At 59.0% G+C, this 19,868-nt stretch carries 21 protein-coding genes; 11 read left to right on the top strand and 10 right to left on the bottom strand.

Translation table 11 applies throughout. The features are described 5' to 3' along the window. Positions 1 to 6 precede the first annotated feature (6 nt). Both EDY99_RS03585 and EDY99_RS03590 read right to left on the bottom strand, forming a co-directional pair. Entirely contained in the window at positions 7 to 786 is a 780-nt protein-coding gene (locus EDY99_RS03585; protein WP_033633826.1) for an ABC transporter substrate-binding protein, read from the bottom strand. A gap of 34 nt (positions 787 to 820) precedes the next feature. Then, on the bottom strand, positions 821 to 1,975 hold the full coding sequence (locus EDY99_RS03590; protein WP_123061467.1) for a pyridoxal phosphate-dependent aminotransferase: 1,155 nt from the start codon (positions 1,973 to 1,975) through the stop codon (positions 821 to 823). A gap of 118 nt (positions 1,976 to 2,093) precedes the next feature. On the opposite strand from EDY99_RS03590, the gene EDY99_RS03595 reads away from it, so the two are divergent. From EDY99_RS03595 to EDY99_RS03605, 3 genes are all read left to right on the top strand, one after another. Further along, a complete protein-coding gene (locus tag EDY99_RS03595; protein ID WP_047572250.1) occupies positions 2,094 to 3,014 on the top strand; it encodes a LysR substrate-binding domain-containing protein in 921 nt (306 codons plus the stop codon). A gap of 112 nt (positions 3,015 to 3,126) precedes the next feature. After that, positions 3,127 to 5,424, top strand: coding sequence for a beta-glucosidase BglX (gene bglX / locus EDY99_RS03600; RefSeq protein ID WP_047572248.1), 2,298 nt, complete (start codon positions 3,127 to 3,129; stop codon positions 5,422 to 5,424). A 75-nt stretch (positions 5,425 to 5,499) separates the two neighbouring features. Further along, positions 5,500 to 6,423 carry a PEP phosphonomutase gene (locus EDY99_RS03605; RefSeq protein ID WP_042783918.1) on the top strand — a complete coding sequence of 308 codons (924 nt, stop codon included), beginning with the start codon at positions 5,500 to 5,502 and terminating at the stop codon, positions 6,421 to 6,423. Between the two features lie 55 nt (positions 6,424 to 6,478). Here the strand turns inward: EDY99_RS03605 and EDY99_RS03610 are convergent, their stop codons facing one another. Together EDY99_RS03610 and EDY99_RS03615 are read right to left on the bottom strand one after the other, a co-directional pair. After that, entirely contained in the window at positions 6,479 to 6,994 is a 516-nt protein-coding gene (locus EDY99_RS03610) for a hypothetical protein (protein ID WP_047572247.1), read from the bottom strand. Further along, entirely contained in the window at positions 6,991 to 7,794 is an 804-nt protein-coding gene (locus EDY99_RS03615) for a winged helix-turn-helix domain-containing protein (protein WP_052133738.1), read from the bottom strand. The genes EDY99_RS03610 and EDY99_RS03615 overlap by 4 nt, the downstream gene beginning before the upstream one ends. 363 nt (positions 7,795 to 8,157) lie before the next feature. Here EDY99_RS03615 and EDY99_RS24470 point away from each other — a divergent pair, with 363 nt between their 5' ends. From EDY99_RS24470 to EDY99_RS03620, 3 genes are read left to right on the top strand one after another with little or no spacing between them, the layout of a single operon-like run. Next, the gene (locus EDY99_RS24470) at positions 8,158 to 8,310 is read left to right on the top strand and encodes a hypothetical protein (protein ID WP_154219866.1); all 153 of its coding nucleotides are present in this window, start codon (positions 8,158 to 8,160) and stop codon (positions 8,308 to 8,310) included. A gap of 36 nt (positions 8,311 to 8,346) precedes the next feature. Beyond that, the gene (locus EDY99_RS24475; RefSeq protein ID WP_164489253.1) at positions 8,347 to 9,633 is read left to right on the top strand and encodes an O-antigen ligase; all 1,287 of its coding nucleotides are present in this window, start codon (positions 8,347 to 8,349) and stop codon (positions 9,631 to 9,633) included. After that, positions 9,630 to 10,232: a LuxR C-terminal-related transcriptional regulator gene (locus tag EDY99_RS03620; protein ID WP_164489254.1), complete on the top strand. Its 603-nt coding sequence runs from the start codon at positions 9,630 to 9,632 to the stop codon at positions 10,230 to 10,232. The genes EDY99_RS24475 and EDY99_RS03620 overlap by 4 nt, the downstream gene beginning before the upstream one ends. 41 nt (positions 10,233 to 10,273) lie before the next feature. On the opposite strand, the gene EDY99_RS03625 is transcribed toward EDY99_RS03620, so the two are convergent. Continuing rightward, the gene (locus EDY99_RS03625) at positions 10,274 to 11,074 is read right to left on the bottom strand and encodes an alpha/beta fold hydrolase (protein ID WP_080280887.1); all 801 of its coding nucleotides are present in this window, start codon (positions 11,072 to 11,074) and stop codon (positions 10,274 to 10,276) included. Between the two features lie 238 nt (positions 11,075 to 11,312). On the opposite strand from EDY99_RS03625, the gene EDY99_RS03630 reads away from it, so the two are divergent. The 5 genes from EDY99_RS03630 to EDY99_RS03650 all read left to right on the top strand — a co-directional run bounded on the left by EDY99_RS03630 (position 11,313) and on the right by EDY99_RS03650 (position 16,804). Further along, entirely contained in the window at positions 11,313 to 12,068 is a 756-nt protein-coding gene (locus tag EDY99_RS03630; protein WP_033642291.1) for a CDP-diacylglycerol diphosphatase, read from the top strand. Positions 12,069 to 12,236: 168 nt separating this feature from the next. Further along, a complete protein-coding gene (locus EDY99_RS03635; protein ID WP_080273375.1) occupies positions 12,237 to 12,761 on the top strand; it encodes a MarR family winged helix-turn-helix transcriptional regulator in 525 nt (174 codons plus the stop codon). Next, positions 12,758 to 14,089 (top strand): cytochrome c, encoded by a 1,332-nt coding sequence (locus EDY99_RS03640; protein ID WP_123061469.1) that lies wholly within the window; start codon positions 12,758 to 12,760, stop codon positions 14,087 to 14,089. Before EDY99_RS03635 ends, EDY99_RS03640 begins: the two co-directional genes overlap by 4 nt. A gap of 16 nt (positions 14,090 to 14,105) precedes the next feature. Next, positions 14,106 to 14,558, top strand: coding sequence for a (2Fe-2S)-binding protein (locus EDY99_RS03645; RefSeq protein ID WP_033642292.1), 453 nt, complete (start codon positions 14,106 to 14,108; stop codon positions 14,556 to 14,558). A 2-nt stretch (positions 14,559 to 14,560) separates the two neighbouring features. Then, complete coding sequence (locus EDY99_RS03650; protein WP_123061470.1) at positions 14,561 to 16,804, top strand: molybdopterin cofactor-binding domain-containing protein; 2,244 nt, start codon at positions 14,561 to 14,563, stop codon at positions 16,802 to 16,804. A gap of 38 nt (positions 16,805 to 16,842) precedes the next feature. On the opposite strand, the gene EDY99_RS03655 is transcribed toward EDY99_RS03650, so the two are convergent. The 5 genes from EDY99_RS03655 to EDY99_RS03675 form a co-directional block, all read right to left on the bottom strand. Further along, entirely contained in the window at positions 16,843 to 17,145 is a 303-nt protein-coding gene (locus EDY99_RS03655) for a hypothetical protein (RefSeq protein ID WP_033642294.1), read from the bottom strand. Beyond that, the gene (locus EDY99_RS03660) at positions 17,142 to 17,777 is read right to left on the bottom strand and encodes an AAA family ATPase (protein WP_033642295.1); all 636 of its coding nucleotides are present in this window, start codon (positions 17,775 to 17,777) and stop codon (positions 17,142 to 17,144) included. The genes EDY99_RS03655 and EDY99_RS03660 overlap by 4 nt, the downstream gene beginning before the upstream one ends. A gap of 271 nt (positions 17,778 to 18,048) precedes the next feature. Further along, on the bottom strand, positions 18,049 to 18,390 hold the full coding sequence (gene yajD, locus EDY99_RS03665) for an HNH nuclease YajD (protein ID WP_004939576.1): 342 nt from the start codon (positions 18,388 to 18,390) through the stop codon (positions 18,049 to 18,051). Positions 18,391 to 18,444: 54 nt separating this feature from the next. Continuing rightward, a complete protein-coding gene (locus tag EDY99_RS03670; protein ID WP_033652401.1) occupies positions 18,445 to 18,906 on the bottom strand; it encodes a GNAT family N-acetyltransferase in 462 nt (153 codons plus the stop codon). Between the two features lie 56 nt (positions 18,907 to 18,962). Further along, a complete protein-coding gene (locus tag EDY99_RS03675) occupies positions 18,963 to 19,856 on the bottom strand; it encodes a LysR family transcriptional regulator (protein ID WP_033652403.1) in 894 nt (297 codons plus the stop codon). Positions 19,857 to 19,868: the final 12 nt, after the last annotated feature.

A 19,868-nucleotide genomic window follows, 5' to 3' on the forward strand; every position in this document is an offset into this window, starting at 1 on the left:
CGTCCATCACTTCACCGTCACGTCGATATCGCCGAAATACTTCTTCGACAGCGCCGTCACCGTGCCTTGTTGTTTCACTTTGGCGATGGCGGCATCCAGTTTCTTCTTCAGCGCCTCATCTCCTTTGCGCAGGCCGAAGGCGATGCCTTCACCGAGGATCTTGTCGTCGCGCACCGCCTCGCCGACGAAGGCGAAGCCTTTGCCGTCCGGCTGTGACAGGAAGCCGCTTTGCCCCGAGGGCGCCATCACCAGCGTGGCGTCGAGCCGACCGGCCGCCAGATCGAGATACACCTGATTCTGATCCTGGTAAGACACCACATCCACGCCCGCCGGCGCCCAATGGGTTTTGGCGTAAATCTCCTGAATCGAGCCTTGCAGCACGCCCACGTGTTTGCCCGCCAGCGCTTTGGCGTCCGGCAGCAGGCCGCTGTCGGCCTTGGCGATCAGGCGGTTCGGCACCTGATAGATGGCGTCGGTAAAGGCGATCGCCTGGCGCCGCTGTTCGGTCACGTTCATCGCCGAGTTGATGGCGTCGAACTTGCGCGCCTGCAGCGCCGGGATCAGGCTGTCGAACGAGGTTTCCACCCAGCTGCATTGCAACTGCGCGGCGGCGCACACCGCGTCGCCCAGTTCAATGTCGAACCCTTCCAGTTTGCCGCTGGCGGATTTGGATTCGAACGGCGGATACAGCGCTTCCAGACCGAAGCGCAGGCTGTTTTCCGCCGCCAGAGAAGAGCCGGCGGCCAGCAGGCATCCGGCGGCGAACAGCGTTTTCAAAGCTTTCATAGGCAGTGCCCCTTTCCCATGGTCGGACAAAAAATTACACCTGGTTCAGGCGGCGCGCGCCTTCCAGCAGGGTCTCGTTATCTTTGGAAAAACTCAGCCGAATAAGGCCGGTATCGGTGCCGTCGCTGTAGAACGCCGACAGCGGGATCGTCGCCACCTTCGCTTCGCGGATCAAGCGCACGGCGAAATCATTGTCGCTTTCGTGACTGAAGCCGCTAAAGCGGGCCAGCATGAAGAAGCTGCCGCGGCTGGGCAGCAGCTCAAAGCGCGAATCCTGCAGGGCGCTGGCCAGCAGATCGCGCTTTTGCTGGTAAAACGCCGCCAGCCCCAGGTAACTCTGCGGGTTGGCGAGCGCGGCGGCGAAGGCGTGCTGCATTGGCGTATCGGCGGAGAACACCATGAACTGGTGCACCTTGCGGATCTCGTCCATCAACGCCGCCGGCGCCAGGCAATAGCCGACGCGCCAGCCGGTGACGTGGTAGGTTTTACCGAACGACGACACGATCACGCTGCGTTCCGCCAACTGCGGGTAGCGCGCCATGCTGTGGTGAATATCGCCGTCGAACACCACATGCTCGTAGACCTCGTCGGACAGGATCACGATGTCGGTGTTGCGGGTCAGGGTGGTCAGGCGGTCGATATCCTGCGCGTCGAACACCGCGCCGGTCGGGTTGTGCGGCGTGTTGACGATGATCATGCGCGTTTTGCCGTTGATGGCGGCGGCCACTTCGTCCCAGTCGACGCGAAAGTCCTGCAGCGACAGTTTGATCGCCACCGGCGTGGCGCCCTGCAGGCGCACGATCGGCGCATAGCTGTCGAACGCCGGTTCGAAATAGATCACCTCGTCGCCGGGATGCACCAGTGCGCTGATCGCCGAGTACAGCCCTTCGCTGGCGCTGGCGATCACCGTGATTTCTTCGTCGGCGTCATAGCGCGCGCCATACAATCGTTCAGCTTTTTCCGCCAGAGCAGCACGTAACGCCGCCACGCCGCTCATCGGCGCGTATTGGTTATGACCTGCGCGCATGGCTTGTGCCGTTGCCTCGATCAGCTGCGGGTCACCGGCGAAGTTGGGCGCGCCCTGCGACAGGTTGAGGGCCTGATGTTCGGCGCTGAGTTGGCCAATAACGGTGAAGATGGTGGTGCCGACGTCCGGCAGCTTCGAGCGGGATGAGCAGGCGCTCTGCATGATGGGCTCCAGGCAAACAGGGAAGTGTTGAGCGATTAAGCATCAGGCGGCGTAGGCGGACAAGGGAAAGTTTGTCATACTTGCCATGCACTACGATCATACCTAATCGAGGCACGCTATGCCGATATCCCTGCCGTCGCTCGACGTATTGAAAACCTTTGTGGTGGTGGCGCAACGCCTCAACTTTACCCATGCCGCCCGGCAGCTGCACCTGACGCAGGGGGCGGTCAGCCGGCAAATTCTCGGGCTGGAACAGCGCTTGGGCTATCCGCTGTTCAGCCGTCAGGCGCGCGGTTTGGCGCTGACGCCGCAGGGCGCGCAGCTGCTGGCGCCGGTACAGCAGGCGCTGGGGCAGTTGGATGAAGCCCTGACGCGGGCCGCCGCTCCGCCGGGGGCGCTGCGCATCAAATGCCCGACCTGCGCCATGCGCTGGGTGCTGCCGCGCATCATTCGCCTGCAAAATGAACGGCCGGACATGCATATCGAGCTGACCGCCTCGGTGTCGCACGGCCTGGATTTCAGTACCGAGCAGTTTGACGCCGCGGTGGTATTCGGCCGGCCGCCGGGTAAAAAGCTGACCGCGCACTTGCTGTTCGATGAAATCCTCACGCCGGTCTGCACGCCGACGTTCCTGCCGCCGGCAGCCCGGTTGACGGACTTGACGGACAAAACCCTGCTGCACCCGACGCGCGATCGGCGCGACTGGCTGCGCTGGCTGAAGGCGGCGGGCGCCGATGTGTTGCCGTCCGGCAAGGCCCAGCATTTCGATACCCTCGATCTGGCGATGAGCGCCGCGCTGCAGGGATTCGGCATCGCCATCGGCGATCTGTGCCTGCTGGAGGAGGATATTCAGGCGCAGCGCATCGTAACGCCGTTCCCGCTCTGCGTCAGCAGCGGCGCGGCCTATTATTTGGTCTATCCTGAACGCACGGTGGCGCCGCCGACGTTAACCGCGCTGATCGATTTTCTGGCGGCGGAGGCCGCCGACAGCCGCGCCCGGCTGCAGAATTACCTGCCGATAACCTGTAATGCTTTGTAAACATTAGCGATGCGAATTCCCTTGGCGATGAAACAGAGTGTGGCAAACTGTTTCTTCACTCCGATTAAACTCCGCGGCGTTGGCGGCGGAAACACGCCTGAGATAAAACAAGATGAAATGGCTTTGTGTGGTGAGTATGTTGTCCGGTCTGGCCCTCAGCCCGGCTTTTGCGCAGGAAACGCCGATAACGCAGGGCATTCACGCCCAGCAGCGCGACGCCTTCGTGTCCAATTTGATGAAGCAGATGACGCTGGAAGAGAAGATTGGCCAGCTGCGGCTGATCAGCGTCGGGCCGGATAACCCGAAAGAAGCGATCCGCGAGGGGATCCGCAAAGGGCAGATCGGCGCCATCTTCAATACTGTCACCCGACCGGATATCCGGGTGATGCAGGATCAGGCGATGCAGCTCAGCCGCCTGAAAATCCCATTGTTCTTTGCCTATGACGTGGTGCACGGCCAGCGCACCGTGTTCCCGATCAGCCTGGGGCTGGCGGCCAGCTTCGATCTGGAAGCCATCGCGCTCAGCGCCCGGGTCGCGGCGCAAGAGGCCAGCGACGACGGCCTGAACATGACCTTCGCGCCGATGGTCGATATCACCCGCGATCCGCGCTGGGGCCGGGTCTCCGAAGGCTTCGGCGAAGACACTTGGCTGGTCTCGAAAATCGCCAAGGTGATGGTCGACGGTTTCCAGAACGGCGATCCGGCCAAACCCGGTTCGGTGATGGCCAGCGTCAAGCACTTTGCATTGTACGGCGCCGTCGAAGGCGGCCGCGATTACAACACCGTCGACATGAGCCCGCTGCGCATGCATCAGGACTATCTGCCGCCTTACAAAGCGGCGGTGGACGCCGGCAGCGGTGGAGTGATGGTGTCGCTCAACTCGGTGAACGGCGTGCCGGCCACCGCCAACCCGTGGCTGCTGAAAGATCTGCTGCGCGAGCAGTGGGGCTTTAAAGGCATCACCATCAGCGACCACGGCGCGATTAAGGAACTGATTAAGCACGGCGTGGCCGCCGACGCGCGCGACGCGGTGCGCCTGGCGATCACCTCCGGCGTCGACATGAGCATGAGCGACGAGTTCTACGACAAATACCTGCCGGGTCTGGTGAAGGACGGACTGGTGTCTGAAAGCGATATCGACCGCGCCTGCCGCGACGTGCTGAACACCAAATACGACATGGGGCTGTTCACCAATCCTTACGTGCATCTGGGCCCGGCGGGTTCCGATCCGCAGGACACCAACGCCGAAAGCCGTCTGCACCGCGCCGAAGCGCGGGTGGTGGCGCGCAAGACGATGGTGCTGCTGAAGAACGATAAGCAGACGCTGCCGCTGAGCAAGCAGGCGACCATCGCGCTGGTCGGGCCGATGGCCGACAGCCAGCGCGACGTGATGGGCAGTTGGTCAGCCGCCGGGGTGGTCAAGCAGTCGGTCACCCTGCGCGAGGGGCTGGAGCGGGCGGTGGGCGACAAGGCGCGCATTCTGTACGCCAAGGGCGCCAACGTCACGCAGGATAAAGGCATCATCGACTATCTGAACGAGTATGAGCCGGCGGTGGCGTTCGATACCCGTTCGCCGCAGCAGATGATCGACGAAGCGGTGCAGGCGGCGAACAAGGCCGACGTGGTGGTGGCGGTGGTGGGGGAATCGCAGGGCATGGCGCACGAGGCCTCCAGCCGCGCCGACATCACGATCCCGCAGAGCCAACGCGATCTGATCGCCGCGCTGAAAGCCACCGGCAAGCCGCTGGTGCTGGTGCTGATGAACGGCCGCCCACTGGCATTGAGCTGGGAGAGCGAGCAGGCGGACGCGATGCTGGAAACCTGGTACAGCGGCACCGAGGGCGGCAACGCGGTGGCGGACGTGCTGTTCGGCGATTACAACCCGTCGGGCAAGCTGCCGATGACCTTCCCGCGCTCGGTCGGCCAGATCCCGATGTACTACAACCACCTGAACACCGGCCGGCCGTTCGGCAAGGAGAACCCGGGCAAGTACACCTCGCGCTACTTCGATTCGCCGAACGGCCCGCTGTATCCGTTCGGTTACGGTTTGAGCTACACCACCTTCAGCCTGTCGGATCTGAAGTTATCCAGCCCGACGATGGCGCGCAACGGCAAGTTAACCGCCAGCGTCACGCTGAAGAATACCGGCAAGTACGACGGCGCCACGGTGGTGCAGCTGTATCTGCAGGACGTCACCGCGTCGGTCAGCCGCCCGGTGAAAGAGCTGCGCAACTTCAAGAAAGTGACGCTGAAGGCCGGTCAGTCGCAGCAGGTTGAGCTGCCGATTAGCGAAGACGATCTGAAGTTCTACAACGCCAGCCTGAAGTGGGGGGCGGAGCCGGGCAAATTTAACGTGTTCGTCGGCCTGGATTCCGACAACGTGCAGACGCAAAGCTTTACGCTGAAGTAACCTTTTCCCCCTCTTTCACTGCGGTGGGAGAGGGGGCATCCATCCCTTTCCGCTAACGTCACCGGAGCTTGCCTCATGAAACGCTATCTGGACTGCAGCGCCAGCGATCTGGCCGATATCGGCAAAGCCGATCTGCTCTACGCCATCCGCGCCAGCGAAGGGCGCATCTTGGTCAGCGAAACCATCGCGGTCACTCAGCCGCTGCTCAATAACGTCACCAACGCCGAACTGGCGGCCAGCCAGGGCGCCGACCTGCTGCTGTTGAACCTGTTCGACGTCGATCGTCCGCATATCGCGGGCCTGCCCGCCGACGTGCCGCCGCAGGAGGCGCTGCGCACGCTGCAGCGCCTGACCGGGCGGGTGATCGGGGTGAACCTGGAGGCCGTCGATCCGGCTTTCGCCAGCGAACATAACGACTTTTGGCAGATGACGGCGGGCCGCGCCGCCACCGCCGAGAATGCGCGCAAGCTGTATCAGCTCGGCGCGCGCATGCTGGTGCTGACCGGCAATCCGAACAACGGCGTCAGCAATCAGGCGATCGCCGCCGCGCTGAAAGCGATACGCGATGAAGTGGGCGACGAGATGGTGCTGGTGACCGGCAAAATGCACGGCGCCGGTATCGTGCGCGAAAGCGGCAGCCAACTGATCGGCGAGCAGGACATCGCGCTGTTCGTGGAGAACGGTGCGGACATCGTGCTATTGCCGGCGCCGGGCACCATTCCCGGCATGTCGCAGGAGAAAGTGGCGGCGCTGATCGCCTTTGCCCAGCGGCAGGGGGCGCTGGCGATGACAGCGATCGGCACCTCGCAAGAGGGGGCCGACGTGCAGACCGTGCGGCAGATTGCGCTGATGAGCAAAATGGCCGGCGCGGATCTGCACCATATCGGCGATACCGGCTATTTGGGGCTGGCGCTGCCGGAAAACATCTTCGCCTACAGCGTGGCGATTCGCGGCGTGCGCCACACCTACAGCCGCATGGCGCGTTCAATTAACCGCTGAAATGGCTGCCGCTTGCGGGCTTTTCTTCCGATAGGCAACACTCGCAACGCATAGCCTAATAACGCCGGCAGACAAAGGTCGGGCTTTGAAGCGTACTGACCACATACAGATTGCCGAGTACGTGTTCGACGGCGACATGGTAGGAGATTCGGGGATCTTCCGACTGCAAAAAGGTTGCCCAAAGGGGGGCGGGAACCGTATCTCCGGCATGTTTACGGTCGGCGGCGAATCGCAGCGTGTACCCATCGCCGCTGCCATCCTCTTCAGCCGCCTCGTCGCCGGGGGTGTCATACACATAGTGAAGTTCGCGGTTCAGCACATAGGTCTTTTCTTGCCGCTCGATAAAACCATTGAGCCTGATAAAGCCAGTGCCGTTGTGGTAGAGGAAAAAATACATCTTTGCTTTTAAAACCGCGGCGGGCTCCATGGCTGGGCCATAGCGGTTGCGCGCGGTGATCTCCGCTTCGCAACGCAGTAAGGTTTTAGGATGGTGCGACAGCTGGGCGACCTGGCTTGCCAGGGGTGCCATCAGCAATAACAAGCCGACGATAAAGCGTGTTTTTTTGTTCATGGCGTCATACCGTCGGTGTTTTTGATCGTGCGGCACCGGCCATATTGACCGGGTTGCGCCAGATTGCAGATGGCGATGAAGGTGACCTGAAAAGGAAGATTGGGGTTGGCGATTTTGGTGTAGAACAGATCGGCGGGCGCTGTGCCGCAGTCGGTCGCTTCAGCTTTCAATGCAGCGGCAATTTGCGCTTGCGTTTCACGCCGGTCGTTCAGCGCGGCGGTTTCCAACGTAAAAACGTTGCACTGCTCATGGTGATAAAAAAAATCGACCCTGGCGTTTTTGAACGCGTGAACCGGCCGGTTGAACCACAATAAAGCGCAGACGAGGCTAAAGCACGCAATCATCATCAATGCTGCGGCAAGGGGCGCTTTATTTGCCTGGCAGATATTCCCACGCCGTTTTAACAGTGCGCCGGCCCGGGTCAACAGGGTGGGAATAACCGCTTTTTGGTTTTCCGGTGAGCGCATGTTTTCGCATGAGGTAATTTCCGCTTCAAGAATGAACCCCAGTTTGGGGATGGTAATAATGATTTGCGGATCCAGCGCCAGCGACTCAAACGCTTTTCTTATCTCACTGATACAACCATTCAGATTATTGTTTGAACCCACAAAGCCATTATCTTCCCAGACCCGCTGCATCAAATGCCTGCGGGTGAGCATCTCTTTATGATGGGTAACCAACTCTAACAACAAGCGGGTGGCAGGGTTAGATAACGGCATAAAAGATTCCCGTTCATTGATGATGAACAATGCGCGTTCGGCAGGTGAGAAAATAATCATCTGATTAATGACGTATTCCATAATGTGCTGCTTGCCCTTATAGCGACGGCGAAATTTAGCGAGGACAGAGTTATCTATTATTTTTCACCCGTCAAGATGATGGCGATTTTTTCATGTTGTGAAATTTTTGGCGAAAGTTCAAACGTACGGGTGTCGCCAGTTTTATAATATTAGGTTTTCTTTGTTTTGGTTTTTAATTCCTTATTTTTATTATTTGTAGGAATTAAAAACTGTTTTTATGGTTAAATTTAATACATATATCTTGATTTTGGCTGCGGCGATACTATGGAACTCGCTGGGGAATGCGACAGGATTTTGCCGGTAATCCACGTTTAAATTGCGGGCTTTCTTTGCTTGAAGCCTGAATGGCCAAGAGGAAAAGGTATGTTTAAAAGAAACTGGACGCTTTTACGCTACAGGCGAAAGCTTTTTGAAGCTATTCAATCTGTCGGGATTGTGATGGCGATAGTTACCGGGCTGGTGTTGCTGACAGGCATTTCTTTTATTGCAATTGAAAAATGGCTTAGCCTTTTCTGATGGTTTTTCAGATAGATATTTTGGGATGAAATTATTATGTCTATTCCATGTTTAAAGTTCATGGTGATGGTCTATGTCAGCGTATTGATTTTGTTGGGTGGCTATATTTATCACTATGATATGAACTATTTCTCGCTGACGTTTCCATATTCTCTTGTGATTGGGGGTGTGCTGTTTGCTTTATTGGGCGTCGGCGGCGCGCTCCTTTTTTTGCGAAAAGCGTGGGGGATGACCTCCGCGTGTTTTTTCTTTGCGCTGGGCGCGGTGATATTGCTGCTGCCCCTTTTTTATTCTCGTGCCGAGTGGGGCGTGCTTACCGTCGGGCGAATGGCCTGCCTGTTTGGCAGTTGGATTATTTACTTTATCCTATTGCAATATCGGGTCATGCAACACGTGCGTATTGCGTTTATCTATACGCTGGTATTAGCCGCAGCCGTGGGAGGCATTTGGCTTTTTTCCTCCCCGGCCGAGGCGGCGGCGGGCTATGCCGGCAGCGGGGGGCGTTGGCCGGATGCCGCGAGCAGTTTATTGGCGAGCGGATTATTGGCGGGATGGGGTCTGACGGTGTTGCCTCGGTTCCGCATGTTGCGCCGAGATAACGAGCGATGGCGTATTTTACTCTTGCTGCCGCTCTTGATCGGTTTATCCGCCGCGCTGGGCTGGGGGGCATCGCAGACCGTTTGTCTCAGCGTGCTATTGGGTGCCGCGCTGTTGACCCTGATGTTTGTGCGCAGATACCCGCTGCATTGCGTGCTCGCGCTGCTGATGACGGCATTGGGATTCTGCCTGGCGATATTGGCGGATGAATTGAACGCCGGCGTTCGTTTGTCGAATGCCGCGCCGTGCTGCGATACGCTGCTTGACTCGCTGGCGCTGGTGGTAGAGCGGCCCTGGTTGGGATGGGGCTATGGCCGATTCGAGCATGGCTTTGAGCATTTACAGGCCCATGCGCTGCCCGCGGTGGCGCGGGCAGGCGCAGCGCGGCAACCCTATAATGAGCTCCTGCTGTGGTGGATAGAAGGCGGCGTCGTTGCGTTGGCGGGCATGCTGTGCCTGCTGGCGGGCGTGGCGGCGCTGGTGCACCAAACATGGCGACGGGAGCGCATCGCCGCCCGCTTGCACAGCCCGGCCGCCGGGGAAGAGGCCGCGTTGGCGACGAGCGGCATTCCCTTGCTGCTGTGCGCGCAGTTTTCCTACCCGTTCGGGCTGTCGCTCATCCAATGGGCGGTTTTGACGCTGCTGCTCGTTACGTTGGATGGGCGCAGCAGGCTCAATGCCGGCCGGTTTTGCCGGTTTGTTTTCGCGCGGAGGGAAACGGCGTGAACACGGTCATCAATATCGCCTTCCTGGATATCGACTGCTTTTTTGTCGCCGGGGCGTATCGGGCGTTGAGCGACTATTTTAGTGAACGTGGCATCGAGGCGCGCTGCAGCGAGCCGATGAATGCCGACCTTGTGTTCCAGGCGATCGCCAAAGGCGACATGGCGCGTTTTTGCCATCCTCCCCATGCTCCTCACGCCCTTTATCTCGCCGTTTACGATCTCAGAGAAGCCCGCATTCGCGCCATTTCGGGGTGCCTGAGGGAAGCGGGCAGGGTGTACCGCAATGAAGGCGTCGCAAAGCTGTTGCACACGGTAGCGCGGGTGATAAAAGGCCGAGCCGGCGGCGCCTGCGGTTTTTCTTGTTGCGCCTGGTGCCAGCCGTTGCCATTGACGCCGCAGGAAAAACAAGTGATGCGTTACCTGAGTTGGGAAATGACGCCGACCGCCATTGCCCGTCGGCTTCGGGTCAGCATCAAGACGGTGAGCACGCATAAACGGGCGGTGATGAGAAAGATGCATTTTCAGCGCGATGCGGAGCTTTACCGCTGGTTGCGTCTGGGGGGATTCGGTCAGGGAAATGGCGATAGCCACGTCGTCTGAGCGATGGCATGGCAGGTCCGGGCCTGGCGGCCCGGAGCGACTTACCAAAACAGCGGCGTGGTGCTTTCGGCCAGAAACGCCAGCAGCGTTTCATTGACCGCCGCCGGATTTTCCTTGTTGCTGATATGCCCGGCGTTGGGGATCAGCACATGTCGGCAGCCGAGAAGATCCGCCATGCGCTGGCCTTCCGCCGGTGGGCGCGGCTTATCCTGCGCGCCGGTGATGACGATGCTGGCGGCGGTGATGTGTTCCAGCAGCGCCAGCTTGTCGGGGCGGCCGAAGATCATCCGGCCCAGCGGCACGATGCTTTCGCGCAGGCGCTCGGCGGGCAGGCTTTGCAGATGGGCCAGCAACGGCTGCGACAGCGCAGCGGGCACTTCGTCGGAATAGAACTGCGCGGCGATATATTCCAGCAGCGGCGGCGTGATGGCGCCGGCCTGTTCCACGGCGGCCAGCATGCCCATATAGCGCTGCCGTGCCTCTGGAGTTTCGTCGCCCAGGTAGCTGTCCAGCAGCGCCAGCACTTTCACCCGCTCCGGCGCCAGCGCCGCCAGTTCGGCGCCCCACATGCCGCCGACGGACAGGCCGACGATGCCGAACTCTTCAATATCCAAATGATCCATCAGCGCCAAATGATCGGCGGCGATATCCGACAGGCTGTTTCGCCCGGGTGGCAGCGCCGGTGAATCGCCGTGGCCCCAGAGATCCGGTACGATCAGGCGGTAGCGTTTAGCCAGCGCTTCGAACTGCGGCGCCCACATATTCAGATCGAACAGATAGCTGTGGCCCAGCAGCAATGGAAAGCCTGAACCTACGTCGAGATAATGCAGGGATTTGCCCATCGTTGGCATCTTATCGGTTCCTTATATAAAAAGAGTCCCGGCTGCTTATATCACACTCATATTCAACCCACGGTATTAATTTACCTTAAATTACTCAGGTGGAGGCTTATTTTTAATTATCCATTGCTAACAAGACGTCAATAAAAGGTGACATTAAGGATAATATTCTGGTCGATGCCGGAGCCTTGGTTTATGCTGGCGCTCCTTTCGGTATGGAATAGATAAACAGGGAGTCGCGATGAAAAGACTTTTCAGACTATTAATTATTTTGCTTGTCATTTTGCTGCTGGCGGCGGTGCTATGGTGGTTCTTCGGGCGCGGCAATCCGAATGCGCTGTGGCAGATAGTCAGCCAACAGTGCGTGCCCAATCAGCAGCAGAACCACGATCCTGCGCCCTGCTTAAAGGTGGATTTAACCGAAGGATATGTGCTGTTTAAGGACAGCAAGGGCCCTTACCACGATCTGGTGATGCCGACCGAAAAGGTCAGCGGCATCGAGAGCCCGATATTGCAAGCGGATCGAACGCCGCCTTATTTCGCCCAGGCCTGGAATAACCGCGAACATATATCCAGCGAGCTGGGTAAACCGTTAAAAGACGCATGGGTTTCTCTGGCGGTCAATTCGAAATATGGCCGCTCTCAAAATCAGTTGCATATTCACGTTGCCTGCTTGCGCCAGGATGTCTATAACGCGCTGGGGGAACAGGCTGAGCAATTAGATCAACAGTGGCGGCCGCTGGCGGTGAAATTGGTCGGCCATCAATATCTGGCCAGAAAATTGGCGGGCACCGATTTAACCCAGGAGGATCCTTTCCGCTTGTTGCAAAACTACGTGGTCGAACAGGGCGACAGCATCGGCAATTACGGCCTGGCGCTGGCGGTCAGCCCGCAGGGCGAGATGCTGCTGTTGGCAAACCGTTTGAAGTTGACCGATCTCAACCTGGGGTCGGCCGGTGAAATTCAGGACTACCGGTGCGAGGTCGCGGGGAACTGAGTTTTTCTTATCGCTCCCCGTCGTTGGGGAGCGTACACCGTGCGATACAAACTAACCAAATGTATTAACTCGCTTTTATTTTATTCTCCCTCCTCTGCTTGATCCTGTTCTCATGTTTGATCTACTATTTGTTTGCACAAGCAAATAAATAATCGAGAGTAACCCGACATGTCACAACCACGTAAACTTCCTGCTGCACTGGGCATCCATCTGGATGTGACCAATCGCCTGTGGCGCACGGCGATGGACCAGTCGGTGAAAATGACCAATCTGACGCGCCCGCATTGGCTGGCGCTGAGTGCGATTGCCGATCTGGGGGATGGCTGCACGTTGAAAGACGTTTCGCAGCATTTGAACGCCGAAGTCTCGACGATGTCGCGCGCGCTGCTGTTTCTGGAAAAAAATCGGCTTATCGCTCGCGATGCTCTGTCCGAAGATAAGCGCGCCAAAGGGGTGAGAATGACCGAGGCCGGGCAGGAGATGCTGGCGCAGTTGGATCATTCCAGCCAGCAAGCGCGGCAAAAACTGCTCAACGGCATTTCGGCCAACGATCTGGAGGCTTTTTACCGCGTATTGTTTGGCATCAAGCATAACGCGATAGCGATGCTCGAACAGGAAAATCTGTTGCCGGACGAGTTTGCTCTTCTGGCGGAGGAGCGAGCGGGGGCGATGAAGCCGGAAGGTGAAGCGTGAACGGCCGCTGGCGGAGAGCACAACAGCTGTGCGTTATCGCGTTGGGGATCTTCTCCTGCTCGGTCTTCGCCAGCCAGAATGACCAACAGGTCATCGCACGGGGAAAATATCTGGCTACCGCCGCAGATTGCGCGGCTTGTCACCGCGGCAGCAATCAACAGGACGCCCCCTATGTCGGCGGTTATGCCATCGCGTCGCCGATGGGCGACATCATCGCCAGCAATATCACGCCCGCCAAAGGAACCGGCATTGGCGACTACAGTGAACAAGAGTTTCGCCGCGCGTTAACGCAGGGCATTCGGCGGGACGGCCAACCCTTGTATCCCGCCATGCCTTATACCGCTTATCGGGGGCTGAGTGATGACGATCTGCACGCGCTGTATCGCTATTTTATGGCCGGTGTCGCACCGGTCGATCGTGCGGTGCCTGAGACCCAACTGACGTTCCCTTTTTCCTGGCGTTATGCGATCCACGGCTGGAACTGGCTGTTTCTGAAAAAGACGCCCGTCGATGCAGACGAGAGGAAGGCGCGTGGCCGCTATCTGGTGGATGTGTTGGGGCATTGCTCGGCGTGTCACAGCCCACGTAACGGGATGATGGCGGAACGCGGCGATCGCTATCTGGCAGGAGGAGAAGCCGGCGGTTGGATCGCACCGAATATCACCTCGGATCCCGTGAGCGGCATCGGCGGCTGGAGCCAGAAAGAATTGGTGCAGTATCTGCGTACCGGCCGCAATGACAAAGCTCAGGCTGCCGGCGGCATGGCGGAGGCGGTGGAGCATAGCCTGCGTTTCCTGAGTGACGACGACCTCGGCGCCATCGCCGATTGGCTTAAACAAACGCCGCCGATCGTCACCGTACAAGGAACGAAAGCGGCCTATCAATATCAGGGGGGCGGTAAAGGCCGTGCCGCCGGACAGGCGCTGTATGCCGTTTCCTGCGCCAGCTGCCATCGTCTGGGCGGCGAGGGGGCTTATGACGGCCATTTCCCTTCTTTGACGCACAACACCACCGTAGGCAGCGAACGGGCCAATAACCTGATCATGGTGATGCTGTATGGCGTGCAGCGTCAGGGGGAGACGCTGCAGACCTGGATGCCGGGGTTCGCCGATAGTCTGGATGACCGGCAACTGGCTGAATTGGGCAATTACGTATTGCAGCAATTCGGCAATCCGGCGGTCAGGATAACGCCGGAGCAAGTGGCTCTGCAGCGGGCGGGCGGTGAAAAACCGCTGTTGATTACGTCATTGCATTATGTGTTCTGGGGCGGCGTATTGCTGGTATTGATCGTCATTGGGGCGTGGGTGAAACGTCGGGTGAAGCACTGATCCAAGAGAGGATGGCATGAAGTTCAATCTGAACGGCCAGGCGGTCGAATTTAACGGCGAGCCGGATACGCCGCTGCTGTGGGTGATCCGAGAACATTTTAAATTAACCGGCACCAAGTTCGGCTGCGGTATCGGCGCCTGTGGCGCTTGTACGGTACATGTCGACGGTAAGGCTGTGCGTTCATGCTGTTATCCGCTGCAATTGGTGCGCGATCGGCAGGTGACCACCATCGAAGGGCTGTCCATCGATCGCCGTCATCCGGTGCAGCAGGCCTGGATTGCGGAGGACGTGCCGCAGTGCGGCTACTGCCAATCAGGCATGATCATGGCGGTCAGCGCGCTGCTGGCGGAACACCCGAGGCCGGACGATCGGCAGATAGATACGGGCCTGACCAATCTGTGCCGCTGCGCCACTTACCACCGTATCCGTGCGGCGGTGCACCGCGCCGCCGACAAGGGAGAACCCTGAGTATGGCGATCACCCGCAGAACCTTGATAAAAGGCAGCGCGTTGGCAGTGGCCGCCATGTTGCTGCCGATATCGACGCGCAGCCTGGCGGCCGTGGTTTCACAAGACGTGGCGCCACCGGACAGTCAGCATGAATTGAACGATTGGATCTGGATCGACCGCGATGGGCGCATCGTCATCGGCGTGTCGCAATGTGAGGTTGGGCAGGGGATTTACACCGGCCTGGCCGAAGTGGTGGCGGCGGAGATGGATGCCGATTGGGCGCAGGTGACGGTGAAATTCGTCACCGGCCGTGACGCTTACCGTCAGGTTGCCGGGGGCGAGGCTTTCGCGCAGTTTGTCGCCGCCTCAACCTCCATGACCAAATTTTATCAGCGTGCCCGGCTGGCCGGCGCACAGGCGAGAGATTTCTTTCTGCGGGCCGGCGCAAAACATTTCGCGCTTTCACCATCGCAGTGCCGCACGGAGAAAGGCTGGGTGCTTGAGAAAGGCGGGAAGCGCAAGGTCGCCTATGGCGATTTGGTGCGCTATGCCGCCGAACTGCCGTTGGATCCGCAGCCTGCTTTAAAGAGTGAGGCGCAAGAGCGAGAGAGTGTCATTGGCAAGCCGCTGTTGCGGGTCGATACGCCGGAGAAAGTAGATGGCAGTGCGATTTACGGTATTGATATCGACTTGCCGGAGATGCTGATCGGCGTCCCCTGGATGGTGCCCGACCTTAGCGGAAAGCTGGTCGCCGTGCGTAATGAACGACAGATTCGGGCCATGCCGGGCGTGGTGGATCTGGTGCTGACCCGGCAGTGGTCGATGAACAACATGGTCGGATTGGATCATGATATGTCGCTCAATACGGTGATCGTGGTGGCGGCGAGTTACTGGCAGGCCAAAAAGGCGGCTGATTTGCTGGAGGTCGACTGGCTGCCGGGCGCAGGAAAAGCGCTGACCGATAGCGCGATTGCGGCAGAGAATCTGGCGATGCTGGATGGCGATACGCTGGTGCCGGCGGTCGATCGCGGCGAGGCGTCGGCGTTGATTCGTGGCGTTGAACAAGGTTCGCGCTTGCATGAGGCGCGTTACAGCGCACCTTATGTGGCGCACGCCACCCTGGAGCCTTGCAATGCCACCAGCCATTACGGCGAGGGCCGTATCGAAACCTGGGGCCCCTTCCAGGGGCAGGACATGGTGCGCAACGTTCTGGCGAAAATGTTCGGGCTGAAGCCGACGGATGTGGTGGTGAATACGACCTATCTGGGGGGCAGCTTTGGGCGCAAATATCTGCCGGATGCCGTGATGCATGCTACCGCCGCCTCCCGGGCGGTGGGGAAACCGGTCAAAGTGATCTATCCGCGCGAGATCGACATGCGACATGAATACTATCGTCCGGCCTGCATCAGCCATTATCGGGCGCTGTTGGATGAAAACGGCTACCCGCAGGCGCTGTGGGCGCGCTATGCCGGGCAGTCGCTCTTCTGGCAAATGCGGCGCGAAACGGTCAACGAGGCCGGGGGATGGGATGAAAGTATGGTGGAGTGCGTTTACAGCACGCCGTATCGCATCCCTCATCTGAAGGTGGAGGCCGGCATCGTCGAACAGCCGATTTCCCTGAGCTATCTTCGCGGTGTCGGCAGTGTCGCCAGTCTGTTCTTTTTGGAAAGCTTTATCAGCGAACTCAGCCATAAGGCCAACCGGGACGAGTATTCGTATCGGCGGCATCTGTTGCAGGACAGCCCGGAAGCGTTGCGCGTCCTGGACGCCACCGCCACGGCGGCCGGTTGGCAGCATGAACCGCCGTCGGGCGTTTCTCGCGGTATGGCGTGCAATATTTGGGTCGGCCGCAATAATGCTTTCACCACCTACGTCGGTTTGGTGGTTGAAATCGCCATTCAGGAGGGGCGACTACGGGTGCTGCGCGCGGTATGTGCGATTGACTGTGGCAAGGTGATAAACCCGAACCTGGTGCGCGCCAACGTAGAGGGCGGCATCGGCTTTGCGCTGACCACCTGTCTGCACAGCGAGCTGCATTTTGAACGGGGCGGCGTGGTGGAAGGGAATTTCGATCGCTATCCGCTGCTCGCGATCGCCGAAATGCCCAAGGTGGAGGTCGTGATACTCGACAGCGCGCGTGCGCCGCAGGGATGCGGGGAAGTGTCGACTGCGGTGGTCGCCCCGGCGATGGCCAGCGCGCTGCATAAGGCCACCGGCAAAACCTATCGTACTATGCCGTTCCCACGCGAGTTCTCGTCGGTGTAACGGCCCGCCGGCTCGATCAGCCGGCGGCTGCCGTGCGGTCAGAGCTTTTTCAGCAGCGCTAGCAGTTGCGCTTCGCTTTTCTCCGCCAATCCGTCGATCGCCAGTTTGATGATGTCGGAGCGGGTGATACGCACGATGCCGTTGCGCGCCGCCTGCACGATCACTTCATCGATAGCCTCAATGTGGTTGTCCGTCAGGCTGACGGAGATCGCCTTATAAGTACGCTTGCGGCCGGCCGGCTTGGCTTCCGGCGCGGGAGCCGCAACCGGCAACGTATGCGAGGTGGCGCTGTTGATGAATTCGTCTTCCGACATGCGGTGGGTGGGGGTGCGTTTCTTCACAGGATCACCTCTTTCACCAGGCATTCAATTTCGGTCTGCGCCTTTTCATTGTTCGCTTCGTGCACGGTGATGGCTTCACCCCAGGCGTCGCGGTAAATCTTGCGGTCGCACAGGCGATTGCTCACCAGGGTGAACTCCGGGTATTCACTCAGCACCTGCGCCGCTTCGTTGGCTTCATTAATGAAGATATTGGTCGGGCACATGTTCAATACGATGTAGCCTTTGACCTTCTCGTTGTATTCCTGCGCGGTGGAGAACATCTCCGACAGATAGCCGATGGTGTCGAGATCCATCTGCGAAGGGCGCAGCGGCGAGAGGAACAGATCGGCGGCCAGCAGGCCGGAGCGCAGTTCGGCGCTGTCGCGGCCGGCGGTATCGACGATCACGTAGTCGTAATGGCGATCGAGCTCCAGCAGCGTTTCCTTGATTTTACCCGACGCGGCCACCACCGGAATGTGCGGCAGCCCCTCGACGTTCTGACGGTCGTTGTACCAGGTCATGATCGATTTCTGGTCGTCGGCATCGACGATGATCGCCGACTTGCCTTGCTTAAGAATCAGATACCCGGCGATATTCACTGCTTTCGTCGATTTGCCGACGCCGCCTTTTTGCGAGCCAATCAGAACAATCATGCTGCCATCTCTCAAGTTATTAAGCAGGTAACTTATTAAGTTAATGTGCTTATTAGGTTGATAATCAAACAGGTTAACAAGAACAACTCGCGAACAATATGCACCAACTGCGGCGGCTTGCCAAGCCAGTATGTTGTTAACTGCGCAGCTTATTTTGCGGTGAATGGACCGGATGGGTAAGTAGGAATTCTCTGGGAAGTGGCGGAACGGAAGAGTCTTTTGTTAATTTAACAGCTTAATAAGTTAGTGGCTCATTAAGCTGTCGATGGCGTTACTTCTTCATCATCGCCTTCAGGTTGGCGAACGGGTTGTGGGTGGCGACGCCGATATCTTTTTGCGCATCTTCACCGGCCACCACCGTCGAACCGTATTGATCGGCCTCGGTGTATTTCGAGTGTTCGTGGTCGTGGCAATACAGACACAACATTTCCCAGTTGCTGCCGTCTTCCGGGTTGTTGCTGTGATCGTGATCGATGTGGTGCACCGTCAGCTCGCGCAGGTTGGAATAAACGAATTCGCGCGAGCAGCGCCCGCATACCCAGGGGAACAGTTTCAGCGCTTTTTCGCGGTAGCCGGTTTCCAGCTTCGCATAGTTTTTGGGGATATAGGCCATGGTGGTCGTCCGTCGTGAATCACTATGCGGTAAATAATACCACAGTGCGTGCGGCTACAACGTGCGGCTCATCACCGTGACGGTTTCACCGGCGACCTGGCGTTGCTCCAGAGGGCGCCAGCCGAGTTTCTGATACAGCGTCTGCTGGTCGGGCGTATACAGATACAGTTCGCTGATGCCCTGGATTCGGCCGTGCTCGATGCAGCGCGCGATCAGGTTGCGGGCAATGCCTTGGCCGCGGTGCTGCGGGTGGGTAAAGACTTCGCTCAGCCAGTATTGGCGCTCCGGTTTATCTGTCAATTCATATAGCGTCAAACTGGCGGTGCCGACGATCTGTTGCTGTGGCGACAGCGCCAGCAACACGACGCCTTGGCTCTCGGGTGCGCAGCGTTCAGCCAGCCGCCGGCTGATGGTATCGCGGCTGCTCCACTGCGCAAAGGCGCCCCATTCCTGGTGCAGCAACGCGGCCAGTTCCTCAATGCGCCGGCGATGGGCGAGCAGCGGTTCGATATGCATGATGTGCCTATTTTTTTTAAAGTCGGGAAAAAAGCCGCTCCTGCCTAAGCGGCCGGTTAATGAAACGTCTCCACCGCCCAGTCGATGAACGCCCGCAGCTTGCCGCTGAGGTGGCGATTGGACGGGTAGACCACGTACATCTGCTCCGGCGGCGGCTGCCAGTCGTGCAGCAGGCTGACCAGTTCGCCGCGCTCGAGGTGCGGCTGCGCCATAAACCGATAGATCTGGATGATGCCCAAGCCGGCCAGGCTCGCCGCCAGCAGCGCGTTGCCTTCATTGATGCTGACCGGGTAGCGCTGTTGGATGGCGATCTCTTTGCCGCGCTCGACATAGCGTTGCGGATGGATGCGGTCGTTGACCGGATGGCGGTAGTGCACCATCGGAAAACCCTGTTCCAGATCGCACGGGTGGCGCGGGGTGCCGTGGCGCGCCAGATAGGCCGGGGTGGCGCAGCTGACCCAGTCAAGATCGAACAGACGCCGGGCGATCAGGCTGGAATCGGCCAACGGACCGCTGCGGATCACGCAGTCAGCGCTGTCGCTGATCAAATCGATAACGCGATCGCCGATGCTGAGATCGATCTGGATTTGCGGGTAGCGTTCCAAAAAGCCGGGCAGCGCCGGCAACAGCAGTTGGCGGGCGGTGCCGCTGCCTGTATCGATGCGCAGCACGCCCTGCGGAGAATTCTGCGACTCGGTCAGACAGCCCTCCATCTGCTCCAAATCCGCCAGCCATTTCACCGTATTCTGGTAATAGCATTCGCCTTCGCGGGTGACCGACACGCTACGGGTGGTGCGCTGGAACAGTTTGGTCTGCAGGTGATCCTCCAGATTTTGGATCAGCTTGGTGACCGTCGCTTTCGGCATGCCCAGCGAATCGGCGGCGCGGGTAAAGCCGCCGGTTTCCACGACGCGGTTAAATACCCGGATAGCGAGCAAATGATGGTCCATAGGTTCTCAACG

Source organism: Serratia sp. LS-1 (assembly GCF_003719595.1).
In the GTDB taxonomy this organism is placed as follows: domain Bacteria; phylum Pseudomonadota; class Gammaproteobacteria; order Enterobacterales; family Enterobacteriaceae; genus Serratia; species Serratia ureilytica.